We start from the raw sequence: 12,952 nt of genomic DNA on the forward strand, positions 1-12,952 counted from the left end.
GAACCAGATCACCCGGCTGCGCCACAGTTTTTGCACCTAAGATCAAGTTGGCATCCCCCCTCCCCCCTTCCCCCCGCCGCCCCTGCGCGGTAGCCAAGGGCAGCGAAGGGGGGCCGATGGCACAGATCACACTCATCCGGCACGGGCAGGCCAACAGCGGGGCGACCGACGAGGTCGGCTATGACAGCCTGTCGCCGCTTGGCCACCAGCAGTCTGACTGGCTGGGGCAGTATCTCGGCGACACCGATACGCGCTATTCGCGGGTCTATACCGGCAGCCTGATCCGTCACCGCGAGACCGCGCAGGCGATGGGGGCGCAGCTTCATGCCGAGCCGGTGATCGACGAGCGGCTGAACGAGATCACCTATTTCGACCTGTCCAACCGGATGCACGAACAGTTCGGCCTGCCGATGCCCACCGACCGCGACGGCTTCATCGACCACCTGCCGCTGGTTTTCACCGCCTGGCAGGACGGCCGGATCGAGGGCGCGGCCGAGAGCTATCACGACTTTCAGTCGCGGGTGGACGACGTGCTGCACGAGATCGCGGCCGGCAAGGGCGATGCGCTGGTGGTGACATCGGGCGGGCTGATCGGCATGGCGATGCGGGTGGCGATGGGGCTTGAGACCGGGGCGCTGGCGCGGCTGGTGCTGGCCATTCTCAACACCTCGGTGCACCGCATGCAGATCGTCGGCTCCGGCCTGGCGCTGACGCAATTCAACGCCGTGCCGCACCTCGAGCGGCCCGATCGGCGGCACGCGCAGACCTATATATGAGGGTGGCATGACCCATCTCTGGCTTCGCGCCGAACAGCGGCTGAACGAGGAACGCGCCGGGCTGACGCCCGAAGGCGCGCGGGCGCTCATCGCCAGGGGCTTTCGCGTCAGCGTCGAGCAGAGCCGGTTTCGCGCCCTCCCGATCGACGCCTACTGCGCTGCGGGATGCGAGATCGTGGCGGAGAATTCATGGCCCGAGGCACCCGATGACGCGATCATCTTCGGGCTCAAGGAGTTGCCCGACGACGACACGCCCCTCAGCCACCGTCACATCATGTTCGGCCATGCCTTCAAGGGCCAGCATTCCGGCCGCCGCCTGCTGGCGCGCTTCAAGGCCGGGGGTGGGGTGCTTTACGACCTCGAATACCTGACCGACGAGGATGGCCGCCGCGTCGCCGCCTTTGGCTACTGGGCCGGGTTCGCGGGGGCGGCGGTGTCGGTCAAGACCTGGGCGGCGCAGGCGGGGGGCGGGCTGTGCCACCCGGTTGCCACCTACCCCGACAAGGCCGCGCTGATCGAAGAGCTGCGCGCCGAGCTTGCCGCCACCGCCCGGCCGAACCCCCACGTCATGGTGATCGGCGCGCTGGGGCGGGTCGGCACCGGGGCGGCAGACCTCTGCGCCGAACTGGGGCTGGTGACCACCCGCTGGGACATGGAGGAAACCGCGCATGGCGGCCCGTTCCCCGAGATCCTGGCCCATGACATCTTTCTCAACTGCATCTTCGCGCGCCCCGGCACGCCGGTCTTCGTGCCGCCCGCCGCGCTGACCCAGCCGCGCGCCCTGTCCGTCATCGGCGACATCGCCTGCGACCCCGACAGCGACTACAACCCGGTGCCGGTATATGACACCGCGACCACCTGGCAGGCGCCGGTTGTCCGGGTGCATGACGACCCGCCGCTTGACGTGATGGCCATCGACAACCTGCCCTCGCTGCTGCCGGTGGAAAGCTCCGAGGATTACGCGGCGCAATTGCTGCCATCTCTCCTGACCCTCGACCGGCCCGGTGCCGGTGTCTGGGGCCGGGCCAAAGCCATATTCGACGACCAGATCAAGGGAGTTTGACCATGACGATCCATTGGTGCGGAACCGGCCTGTCGGCCATCCCCGGCCTGTCCAGGCTGATCGAGGACGGACAAGAGGTGGTGGTCTGGAACCGCACCGTCGACAAGGCGCGCGAGGCCGTGGGCCACCTGACCGACGATATCCGCGCCTTCGACCCTGATGCGCTGGCCGAGGCCGTGGCCCCCGGCGACGTGGTGGTGTCGATGCTGCCCGCCGACTGGCATGTGCGGCTGGCCGAACTGGCCATCGACAAGGGCGCGCATTTCGTCTCGTCCAGCTACATCGCCCCCGAGATGCGCGCGCTGGACGAACGCGCAAAAGCGGCGGGTGTGGCGCTGGTGAACGAGGTCGGGCTGGACCCCGGCATCGACCACCTGATGGCGCATTGGCTGGTGGCGGACTATCGCAAATCTCGCGCGTTCGACCCGAAAAACGCGATCAGTTTCACTTCCTATTGCGGCGGCGTGCCGAAACACACCAACGCCTTTCGCTACAAGTTCTCGTGGTCGCCGCTGGGCGTCTTGAAGGCGCTGAGGTCGCCGTCACGCTCGATCCGGGCGTTCTCGGTGCTCGAGGTCGACCGGCCCTGGGACGCGATCCGCAGCTACGCAGCACCCCTGCCGACACCCGAAAGCTTCGAGGTCTACCCGAACCGCGATTCGCTGCCCTTCATGCAAGACTACGGCTTTGACCCCGCCTGGCCGGTGCGCGATTTCGTGCGCGGCACCCTGCGCCTGAACGGCTGGGCCGAGGCCTGGGCGGACGTGTTCGACGAGATCGAGACCCTCACCGGCCCCGAGGGCGACGCGCGGCTCAAGCAGATGTCCGACCAGTTCTGGGCCGACCACGCCTATGGGCCGGGCGAGCCTGACCGCGTGGTGCTCTGCGTCGCGCTCAAGGCCGAACGCGACGGCACCCCGGTCTATCACAAGACCTATACGCTCGACGCTGTCGGGGACGATCGCGGCAGCGCCATGGCCCGGCTGGTCTCGACCACCGTGGCGCAGGCGATCACCTCGGTGCTGGACCGCCGCATCAAACCCGGCGTCTCAGCCGCCCCCTCCGATCCCGCGCTGGTGGACAAGTGGATGAAGGGCGTCGACACCCAGGCGCAGCACCTGCAGGTCGTCGACCACTTGGGCTGATGGGCGTCAGCCCCGCAGCAGCGCCACGCCCACCCAGAGGAACCAGACGATGAAGCCAAGGCCAAAGACCGCCCCGGCCGCGGCAAGCGCCGGGATGACGGTGATCAGGCCGGAAACGCCGATCAGAAGGCCCAGCGCGTTCAGCGCCTTGGGCAACACGCCAAGCCACCACGCCGCCAGGCTGGTCACCAGCACCCAGACTCCGCCAGCGATCTCGTTGCCACCGCCAAGACCGTTCTCGACCGCCGTCAGGGTGGTCCACATCGTCGCGGCCGCCTGCGGGTCGACGGCGTAGCTCTGCTGCACCGCCACGAGCGCCACGTTCGCGATCATTCCCGCGCCCAGCACCAGGACCGCCCACATCAACCCGAACGCGCCCGAGACCAGCGCCACCGGCGCGGGCCGCAGCCGTTCGGCCAGCGCCAGAACCAGCACCGCCAGAACGAAGGCGTTCAGGACATAGATCACGAGATTCCAGAGCGTCATCAGACCCATGTTCAGGTCGATGAACGCCACCGCGCCCATCGCGTCGATGTCATCGGAACCATATCCGGCCGGGGCCAGAAGCGTGAACAACAGCACGAACCCGAACAGATAGGTGCCAGCGGCAAGGATGGCGGAAATACCGCCCGCTTTTTGAAGGGAAGACATTGCGCGTTCCTGTCTGGTTGCAAAAAAAATGCGCACTTTCTCTGTCGGCCAGTCACTTGAGTCAACAAAAAAGGCGCCCGGCGCGGGTCGCTTCGGCAAGGCCCGCCCCTGTTTCACATGGGCGTCGACACCCAGATGATCACGAAGGGCACCAGCATTCGCGTGGTCATGGTCATCGCTTTCTGTTCGGCGAATCTTCGATGATCGGCCAGCCGCTGGCGCAGGCAAGGCCCGCGCCGCCCCTATTTCAGGTGGGCGTCGATCAACTCGTCGCTGTCGTGGCCAAGCTCTTCCAGCCCCGATTGCAGGTAATCGGACAGCAGCGGGATACCCAGCAGGTAATCCGCGGTCGGGGCCGAGGCTTCGGATTTGGCGGTCTCGATCGCCTCTTGCAGATCGTCGGCGGAAAAGGTCTCGCGCCCGATCCACATGATCGCCACCAGGCTGGCCTGTTCGTCCTCGTTGAGGTCGGAGATATAGCTGCGCAATTCGTCCTCGGTCGCGTCCGAGGCCCGCGATTCCAGGATCGATTCGGCGTCCGCGTCGTCGGACGGGGTGTCCCAGCGGGCCGTCTTGGCGTCGAGTTCGCGGGCGCGAATAATGATCCGGGCCACCTTCGAGGGGCTGATTTCGAGCATGTCGCGTCCTTTGTTCAACCGTTCCCCGGATATAACGCCACCCGGTCGCGCCGGACAAGCCCGCTCAGGGCTTCGCCAGCGGCATGACGCTTGTTTCGGCGCTCTCCTCGGGGGCCAGTTCCTCGAAATCGAAATTGTCCAGCCGTGCCGCCCGCTTGCCGGCCCGCTCGGCGGCGATGGTGATGCCTTCGAGGTCGTCGCGCGCCTGCCCGAAGTGGCTGTTGAGCTTGTCGACCCGCTCCGCCACCAGTTCCACGTCGCGGTGCAAAAGGCGCAGTGTCTTGCGGATCGCGCCCGCCTGTTCGCGCATCCGGGCATCTTTCAGGATCGCCCGCATCGTGTTCAGCGTCGCCATGCAGGTGGTCGGCGACACGATCCAGACCCGCGCGGCAAAGCCTTCGCGCACGATCTCGGGGTGGTTCGCGTGCAACTCGGCATAGACCGCCTCGGACGGCAGGAACATGATCGCCCCGTCCGCGGTTTCGCCCTCGATGATGTAACGCTCCGAAATCGCGCGGATATGATGGCGCACCGCCAGCTTCAACTGCCGCGCGGCCTCGGCCACCTCGGGCTTGGTCCCGGCCCGGCGCAGCGCCTCGTAGGCTTCCAGCGGAAACTTCGAATCGACCACGATCGGCCCCGGCGGGTTGGGCAGGTGGATCAGGCAGTCGGCCCGCTTGCCGTTCGAAAGCGTCGCCTGCAGCGTATAGCTGTCGCTCGGCAAAGCCTTCGACACGATGTCGTTGAGCTGGATTTCCCCGAACGCCCCGCGCGTCTGCTTGTTCGACAGGATGTCCTGCAGGCTCAGCACGTCGCCCGACAGCCGGGTGATGTTCTCCTGCGCCTTGTCGATGGTCGCCAGCCGTTCCTGCAACAGGGTCAGCGATTGCGTCGTCTTGACCGCGCTGCCGGTCAGTGTCTCGTTCATCCGCTCCTGCATCTCGGACAGCGAGCGCGCCGATTTCATCGCGTTGTCGTGCAGGCGTTCCTGCATCTGGCGCTGCACTTCCGCCAGCCGCGTCTCCATCGCCTGCAACACCTGCGCCTGCCCGTTGGCCTGCGAGTCCGACACGTTGCGAAGGCCGCCGGTCAACTGCTCCTGCCCCTGCCCCAGGAGTTGCACCGCCTGCCCCAGCCCGCCCATCTGGCTTGCCAGCCGCTCGGCCAGCCGCGCCGACTGCCCGGCCCGGCGCACCACGACGATGAGCAGCACGAACAGCGCCAGCACCAATAGCCCGCCGATCAGCGCGGCAAGAACCGCCGGATCGTCCAGCGAATAGCTCTGGTCCCCGATCTGGATCATGTGCGCCCGAACAGCCTCTCGATATCCGCCAGCTTCAACTCCACATAGGTCGGCCGCCCGTGATTGCACTGGCCCGAATGTGGCGTCGCCTCCATCTCACGAAGCAGCGCGTTCATCTCCTCGGCCCGCATCCGCCGCCCCGAGCGGATCGAGCCATGGCAGGCGACGCGGCTCAGCACCGCCTCGATCCGCGCCTGCACGCTGTTCGTGTCACCCAGATCGGCCAACTCGTCGAGGATGTCACGGATCATCGCCTCGGCATTGACCGGCCCGAGGATCGCGGGCGTCTCGCGCACCGCGATGGCACCGCCGCCGAACGGCTCGATCCCCAGCCCCAGCCGCGCCAGGTCGTCCGCCATGGCCAGCAGCAACCGCGCCTCGGCCTCGGTCAACTCCACGATCTCGGGAATCAGGAGCGCCTGCGCCATGACGCCGTTGTCCGCCATCTGACGCTTGAGTTTTTCGTAGTTCAGCCGCTCATGCGCGGCGTGGCCGTCGACGATCACCATGCCGTCCTCGGTCTGGGCGATGATGTAGTTCTCATGCACCTGCGCGCGCGCCGCCCCCAGCGGCAGACCGGCCAGCGGCACCTCGTCCGCCACCGGCTCGAACCGCGCCGACGGCTCGGCGAATCCCGGCGCCTGGGCCGCGCGCGCCGCCGTGATCGCGCCCGGCGAAGGCCGGTCCATCTGGTAGACGCGCGGCCCCACCGCCTCGGCCCGCATCGCGCCCAGGGTCGCCCCCGCCACCGTCGAGGACGCCCGGTGCCCCGCCCCCGCCAACGCATGACGCAGCGCCGAGACGATCAGCCCGCGCGCCAGCCCCGGATCACGAAACCGCACCTCGGATTTCGCCGGATGCACGTTCACATCGACCAGGTGCGGATCGCAGGCGATGAACAGCGCCGCCGCCGGATGCCGGTCGCGGCCGAGGAAATCGGCATAGGCCGCCCGCAGCGCCCCGATCAGCAGCCGGTCGCGCACCGGGCGGCCATTGACGAACAGGAACTGCGCCACCGCAGCACCGCGCGAATAGGTCGGCAGCGCGGCATAGCCGGTCAGCCGCAACCCCTCGCGCTCGGCGTCGATCGCCAGCGCATTGTCGGCAAAGTCGCGCCCCATCACCTGCCCCAGACGGCCATAGAGCGCGTCGAACAGATCGCCGGTCTCGGGGCTCACGCGGAACGTCACCCGCCCCTCGCCGCCGCCGGACAGATCGCGCAGCGTTAAACCCACATGCGGCTCGGCCATCGCCAGCCGTTTGACCACGTCGCCGATGGCCTGCGCCTCGGCCCGGTCGGTGCGCAGGAACTTCAGCCGCGCCGGGGTGGCAAAGAACAGGTCGCGCAACTCGACCACGGTTCCGCCGGTGAGGGCCGCGGGCCTGACCGGCCCCGGCGCGCCACCGGCCACCCGGACGCTGGCCGCCTCATGGCCCTCCGCCCGCGATGTGATGGTCAGCCGCCCGACCGCGCCCAGAGAGGCCAGCGCCTCGCCGCGAAACCCGAAACTGTGGATGTCCAGAAGGTCCGACCCGTCGATCTTCGAGGTCGCATGCCGCGCCAGCGCCAGCGGCAGATCGTCGGGCGTCATGCCGACCCCGTCGTCGCTTACCCGGATCAGCGTCTTGCCGCCATCGGCATGCGCCACCTCGATCCGCCGCGCACCCGCATCCAGCGCATTCTCGACCAGTTCCTTGACCGCCGAGGCCGGGCGCTCGACCACCTCGCCCGCCGCGATGCGGTTGATCGCGCCCTCGTCCAACTGGCGAATCACTGGGCGCGTGGCGCTTATCTGGGGGGCAGGCTCGGACATGCCACAAGACCTAGCACGTCAGCGGGCGATTCTGCCAGATACACCTGCTTCTTGCTGGTTGAAATACCTCCGCCGGAGGCAAAAAAGTCAGCCGCGTGTCAGCGCGGCGCGGGTCGGCCGGGCAACGCCCGGTCGATGCCTCACTCGGTCGCCTCGACCCCTTCGGGCTGCCCGACCACGACAAAGCGCAACTCGTCGGGCCGATAGATCCGCGCCGCCACCCGGTTGGCCTCGTCCAGCGTCACCGCCTCGATGCGGTCGTTTCGGGTGGCGACATAGCTGGTCGGATAGCCGTCCATCTGCATCCCCACCAGTATCCGCGCGATCGGCGCATTGCCGTCAAAGCGCAGCGGATAGGCGCCGGTCAGGTAGGTCTTGGCCTTTGCCAGTTCCTCCGCCGTGATCCCGTCCCGCGCGATCCTGGCCCATTCGTCCCGCACCACCGCAATGGTCTCGGCCATGCGCGGATTGACCGTCGAGACCATGCCCAGCATCGCCTTGGCATGATCCCCGTCGATCAGGTAGGTGCGGATGCCATAGGTCAGCCCGCGTTTTTCGCGCACCTCGTCCATCAGCCGGCTGTTGAAGCCGCTGCCGCCGAAAATGGTGTTGAGGATGAAGGCGGCGAAGAAATCCGGGTCGTCGATGCCGATGCCGTCATGGCCGAACATCGCCACCGATTGCGGGCTGCCGAATTCCACCACCGTCACCCCCGGCGTGGCGGCGAAGCTCGTGTCCTGCGGCATCGGTGCGCCGGTGTCGGGCAGACCGCCCAGCACCTCGTCGATCAGCGCGCCCAGCGCCTCGGCGTCGATATCGCCCACCGCGGCGACATAGACCCGGTCGCGCGCCAGCACCCGCGCCTTGGCCGCAACCACGTCGTCGCGGGTCAGCGCCGCGACGCTGTCCAGGGTGCCGGCGTAGTACGAGCCGTAGGGATGATCGCCATAGGCCAGCCGGTTGAAGGTGTCCGAGGCAATCGCGTCCGGGTCGGTTTCGCGGCTTTTCAGGCTGGACATGACCTGGGCGCGCACCCGCTCGACCGCGTCGGCATCGAACCGCGGCTCGACCAGCGCCAGCCGCAACAGGTCCACCGCCGCGTCCCGGTTCTCGGTCAGAAACCGCGCCGAGACCGACAGGCTGTCATCGCCCACGTTGAAGCGGTAGCTTGCCGCCAGCGCCTCGCGCGCCTCGGCAAAGGCGCGCGCGTCCATCTCGCCCGCGCCTTCCTCGAGCAGCCCGGTCATCAGGTTGATCGCGCCGCGCTTGCCGGGCGCATCGAGCGATGCGCCGCCGCGAAACCGCAGCTCCAGCGCCACGAAGGGGATCGAATGCTCCTCGACCAGCCAGGCGTCGATGCCGCCGGGCGAGGTGATTTCCTGTATCTCGACCTCGGCCCGCGCCGGCAGGGCGATCAGGCAGAACAGCACCAGCAACAGGTGTTTCATTGCGCGCCCTCTCCGTCCTCGGTCACCAGCCAGCCGGTCACCGACCGCCGTTCGTCCAGCACTTCGGCGGCAACCGCCATCACGTCCTCGGGCGTCACCGCCTGCAACACCTCGGGCCATGCCTCGACATCGGCCACGTTCAGCCCCGAGGTCAGCGCCCGCCCATAGCGGTCCGCAATATCGCCCACGTCGTCCAGCGCGTAGATCTCGGAGGCCCGGATCTGCATCTGGATTCGCGCGAACTGCTCGGGATCGACGCCGGTCTCCATGAACTCGGCCAGTGTCGCGTCCATCGCCGCCTCGGCCTCATCCAGGCTCACCCCGTCGGCCGGCACAACCACCAGCCCGAAGCTGGTCGTGTCCAGCGAGGTCGCGCCGTAACCGGCGCTGGTATGCACCGCGATCTGGCTGTCGTACTCCAGCGCCCGGCCCAGCACCGAGGTCGCGCCCGACCCGCCCAGCACCTCGGCCAGATAGACCAGGGCGGCGGCCTTTTCCTGATCGCCGCTGTCACGCTCCGGCGCCAGGTAGCTGCGAATCAGGTAGGGCTGGGCGACGCGCGGATCGGCATAGGTCAGCCGCAGCGGCGCGCGCGAGGGCGGTTCCTGCGGGCGCACCCGTGCCTCGAGCCCCTCGGTCGGGACCAGCGGGCCGTAGTGTTCGCGGGCCAGCGCAAGCACCGCCTCGGGTTCGACATCGCCCGCCACCACCAGCACCGCGTTGTTGGGCGCGTAGTAGCGGCGATAGAACGCCAGCGCGTCGTCGCGGTCCAGCGCCGCGATCTCGTGGCGCCAGCCGATGTTGGGCGTGCCATAGGGGTGGTTGCGATAGAGGGCGGCGCGCAATTCCTCGCGAAACAGCGCCGCCGGTTCGCTGTCGGTGCGGGTGGCGCGTTCCTCGAGGATCACGTCGCGCTCGGTGGCCACGTCCTCCTCGGACAGCACCAGGTCGCGCATCCGGTCGGCCTCCATGCGCATCATCAGGCCCAGCCGGTCGGCGGCGACGCGCTGGTAATAGGCGGTGTAGTCGGACGAGGTGAAGGCGTTGTCCGATCCGCCATTGGCCTCGACCACGCGGCTGAGCTCGCCCGGTTCCATGTTGTCGGTGCCCTTGAACATCAGGTGTTCGAGGAAATGCGCGATGCCCGACTTGCGCGGCGGCTCGTCCGCCGATCCGGTGCGATACCAGACCATGTGGACCACGACCGGCGCGCGATGATCCTCGATCACCACCACCTCCATGCCGTTGTCCAGCGTGTAATCCGTGACCTCGCCCGCCGCCTGTGCGGGTGTGGTCAGCAGGCCCGCCACGAGGACGAGCGGCATCAGTATCAGGCGCATGGAAAAACCTCCGTGATCCGGGCAAAGCTAACCCTTTGCGCGGGCAGGGCAAGGCGCGCGCGCGGGCTTGTGATCGTGGAGATTGGGGTTACTCGACCTTCACTTCCGGGTCGGGCGGCGCGGTCGGGGTCCAGATGCCCTTGGCGCGCAGCCGTTCAAGCTCCATGTGCTGGTCCAGCGACATCGGCTTGTAGCTCGAATAATAGACGTTGACGTTGAACAGCCGCTCCAGCAGCCGGCCATTGTTGGCCTTGCGCCATTCGAGGTCTTCGGCGGCCAGCACCGAACGAATGTCGCCCGGCACGCCGTAACGGGTGGCATAGGCGATCAGCGTCTGTTCGCCCGGGTTGATGTTGCCGCGTTCCAGCCTCTCGGGGTTGCCGCCCAGCGCCGCCACCGCGTCGCCGCGCGGGTTGGGATCGACCAGATTGCCCGCGCCCGGCGTGGGGGTGGGCAGCGCCGCATAGGTCTCGGGCGCCTCGAGCGGCTTGGTCGGAAGAATCGAGAACTCATCCGGGGTATCGGTGCGGATGTTCATCAGCTCCGGTTCATCCGAGCTATCACAGGCGGTCAGCGCCGCCAGGCCGACAACAGCCAGGATCAATCTGCCGCGAACGCCTCGCATCGACGCCTCCTTCACCCAGGTTCGCATTCTCTTTAACTCATAAGATTCGGCGCGTCACGGGGTCTTGTCACCGCTTTTGCCCGCACCGGAAAACAAAGCCAGCCCGATGGCCCCCGCAAAGATCGCCACATCGGCCAGGTTGAACGACCACGGATTGCGCCAGCCGCAGCATGACATGTTCAGAAAATCCGCCACCGCGCCATAGATGATCCGGTCGATCACGTTGCCCAGCGCACCGCCCACCAGCAGCCCCGCCGAGACCAGCGCGATGGGCCGCATCGTCTCGCGCCGGACCCACCAGATGACCCAGAAGGTGATCACCAGCGCGACGAAGATCAGCGCCCAGCGGGTCACGTCGGCATTCGATGACAGCAGCCCGAAGTTCACCCCCCGGTTCCACGCCATGCGCAGGTTGAGAAACGGCGGCAGAACGTCGATCTCGCCCCGGTTGGCCAGGTCCATGACCTGCACCACCACCAGTTTCAAAAGCTGATCCAGCGCGAAGATCACCGCCGCGGTTATGGCCAGGATGCGCATGCCCTAGTGCCTGAAGTGCCGCATGCGGGTGAAGACCATGGCAAGCCCGGCCTCGTCGGCGGCCGCGATGACCTCGTCGTCGCGCATCGAGCCGCCGGGCTGGATCACGCAGGTCGCGCCCGCCGCGGCCGCCTCCATCAGCCCGTCGGGAAACGGAAAGAACGCATCCGACGCCACCGCCGAGCCGACCGCCGGGCTGTCGGCCAGCCCAAGCTCCTTCGCCATCCGCCCCGCCTTGATCGCGGCGATGTTGGCCGAATCGACCCGGCTCATCTGCCCGGCGCCCACGCCCACGGTGGCGGCGTCCTTTACGTAGACGATGGCATTGGACTTCACGTGCTTGGCCACTTTCCAGGCGAACATCAGGTCACGCATCTGCGCCTCGCTCGGCGCTTTCTTCGTCACGACCTTCAGATCGTCGCGATCGACATAGCCGTTGTCCTTGTCCTGAAACAGGTATCCGCCCGCGACCTGCCGGATCGTCGCCCCGCCCGCGCGCGCGTCGGGCAGACCTTCGGTGGTCAGAAGCCGCAGGTTCTTTTTCGCCGCGAAAACCGCCTTGGCCCCGTCCGACGCCCCCGGCGCAATGACCACTTCGGTGAAGATTTCCACAATCGCCCGCGCGGTCTCTTCATCCAGCGGCATGTTCAGCGCCACGATGCCGCCGAACGCGCTGGTGCGGTCGCAGTCGAACGCCTTCCGGTAGGCCTCCAGCAGCGTTTCGCCCCGCGCCACGCCGCAGGGGTTGGCGTGCTTGATGATCGCCACCGCCGGGCCGTCCTCGGGCGCGAACTCCGCCAACAGCTCGAACGCCGCATCGGTGTCGTTGATGTTGTTGTAGCTCAGTTCCTTGCCCTGATGCTGCACCGCCGTCGCGACCCCGGGCCGGGCCGAGCCGTCGGTGTAGAACGCCGCCTTCTGATGCGGGTTCTCGCCGTAACGCAGGCCTTGCGCCAACTGCCCGGCCACGACGCGGCGGCGCGGCGTCTCGACGCCGATGGCGCCCGCCAGCCAGGTCGACACCGCCGCGTCATAGGCGCCGGTGCGGGCATAGGCGATCTGGGCCAGCTTGCGGCGGAACTTCGGACAGGTCGCGCCATCATGCTGGTCCATGTCGCCCAGCAGTTTCTCATAGTCCTCGACATCCACCACGGTGGTGACGAAAGCATGGTTCTTGGCCGCGGCGCGAATCATCGCCGGGCCGCCGATGTCGATGTTCTCGATCATCTCGTCATAATCCGCCCCACGCGCCAGCGCCGCCTCGAACGGGTAGAGGTTGACGACCAAGAGGTCGATCGGGCCGATGCCGTGCGCCTCCATCGCCGCCAAATGGTCGGGATTGTCGCGCAGCGCCAGAAGCCCGCCATGCACCATCGGGTGCAGCGTCTTGACCCGACCATCCATCATCTCGGGAAAGCCCGTCACCTCGGCCACGTCGGTCACCGCCACACCGGCCTCGCGCAGCGCCTTGGCCGAGCCGCCGGTCGACAGGATCTCGACCCCGCGCTGCACCAGCGCGCGGCCCAGATCGGTCAGCCCGGTCTTGTCGGAAACGGAAATCAGCGCGCGGCGCACCGGCATATGGGTGTGGGAAGTGTCGGTCATCATGTGT

The 12,952-nt window shown here is 67.6% G+C and carries 12 protein-coding genes; 3 read left to right on the forward strand and 9 right to left on the reverse strand.

The features are described 5' to 3' along the window. Positions 1-116 precede the first annotated feature (116 nt). Genes FVF75_RS14905 through FVF75_RS14915 form a run of 3 tightly spaced genes read left to right on the forward strand, consistent with a single transcriptional unit; the run spans position 117 to position 2,984 of the window. Positions 117-776, forward strand: a complete 660-nt coding sequence (locus FVF75_RS14905; RefSeq protein ID WP_148379429.1) for a histidine phosphatase family protein — start codon at positions 117-119, stop codon at positions 774-776. Positions 777-783: 7 nt separating this feature from the next. After that, positions 784-1,839 carry a saccharopine dehydrogenase gene (locus FVF75_RS14910; protein WP_148379431.1) on the forward strand — a complete coding sequence of 352 codons (1,056 nt, stop codon included), beginning with the start codon at positions 784-786 and terminating at the stop codon, positions 1,837-1,839. Between the two features lie 2 nt (positions 1,840-1,841). Beyond that, positions 1,842-2,984, forward strand: a complete 1,143-nt coding sequence (locus FVF75_RS14915) for a saccharopine dehydrogenase C-terminal domain-containing protein (protein WP_148379433.1) — start codon at positions 1,842-1,844, stop codon at positions 2,982-2,984. A 6-nt stretch (positions 2,985-2,990) separates the two neighbouring features. Here the strand turns inward: FVF75_RS14915 and FVF75_RS14920 are convergent, their stop codons facing one another. From FVF75_RS14920 to purH, 9 genes are all read right to left on the reverse strand, one after another. Next, positions 2,991-3,635 carry a DUF4386 family protein gene (locus FVF75_RS14920; protein WP_148379435.1) on the reverse strand — a complete coding sequence of 215 codons (645 nt, stop codon included), beginning with the start codon at positions 3,633-3,635 and terminating at the stop codon, positions 2,991-2,993. Positions 3,636-3,877: 242 nt separating this feature from the next. Next, complete coding sequence (locus FVF75_RS14925) at positions 3,878-4,273, reverse strand: DUF3775 domain-containing protein (RefSeq protein WP_148379438.1); 396 nt, start codon at positions 4,271-4,273, stop codon at positions 3,878-3,880. Between the two features lie 64 nt (positions 4,274-4,337). Further along, entirely contained in the window at positions 4,338-5,576 is a 1,239-nt protein-coding gene (locus tag FVF75_RS14930; RefSeq protein WP_148379440.1) for a DNA recombination protein RmuC, read from the reverse strand. Beyond that, the gene (gene mutL / locus FVF75_RS14935; RefSeq protein WP_148379442.1) at positions 5,573-7,390 is read right to left on the reverse strand and encodes a DNA mismatch repair endonuclease MutL; all 1,818 of its coding nucleotides are present in this window, start codon (positions 7,388-7,390) and stop codon (positions 5,573-5,575) included. The genes FVF75_RS14930 and mutL overlap by 4 nt, the downstream gene beginning before the upstream one ends. A gap of 140 nt (positions 7,391-7,530) precedes the next feature. Next, positions 7,531-8,838: a M16 family metallopeptidase gene (locus FVF75_RS14940; RefSeq protein ID WP_148379444.1), complete on the reverse strand. Its 1,308-nt coding sequence runs from the start codon at positions 8,836-8,838 to the stop codon at positions 7,531-7,533. Next, the gene (locus FVF75_RS14945) at positions 8,835-10,178 is read right to left on the reverse strand and encodes a M16 family metallopeptidase (RefSeq protein ID WP_148379447.1); all 1,344 of its coding nucleotides are present in this window, start codon (positions 10,176-10,178) and stop codon (positions 8,835-8,837) included. Before FVF75_RS14945 ends, FVF75_RS14940 begins: the two co-directional genes overlap by 4 nt. A gap of 88 nt (positions 10,179-10,266) precedes the next feature. After that, the gene (locus FVF75_RS14950; protein ID WP_148379449.1) at positions 10,267-10,803 is read right to left on the reverse strand and encodes a DUF3035 domain-containing protein; all 537 of its coding nucleotides are present in this window, start codon (positions 10,801-10,803) and stop codon (positions 10,267-10,269) included. 54 nt (positions 10,804-10,857) lie between these two features. Continuing rightward, positions 10,858-11,340 carry a signal peptidase II gene (lspA, locus tag FVF75_RS14955; RefSeq protein WP_148379450.1) on the reverse strand — a complete coding sequence of 161 codons (483 nt, stop codon included), beginning with the start codon at positions 11,338-11,340 and terminating at the stop codon, positions 10,858-10,860. A gap of 3 nt (positions 11,341-11,343) precedes the next feature. Continuing rightward, positions 11,344-12,945 carry a bifunctional phosphoribosylaminoimidazolecarboxamide formyltransferase/IMP cyclohydrolase gene (gene purH, locus FVF75_RS14960; RefSeq protein ID WP_187393089.1) on the reverse strand — a complete coding sequence of 534 codons (1,602 nt, stop codon included), beginning with the start codon at positions 12,943-12,945 and terminating at the stop codon, positions 11,344-11,346. Between the last annotated feature and the right edge of the window lie 7 nt (positions 12,946-12,952).

Source organism: Maritimibacter fusiformis (genome assembly GCF_008086115.1).
Classification (GTDB): Bacteria; Pseudomonadota; Alphaproteobacteria; order Rhodobacterales; family Rhodobacteraceae; genus Muriiphilus; species Muriiphilus fusiformis.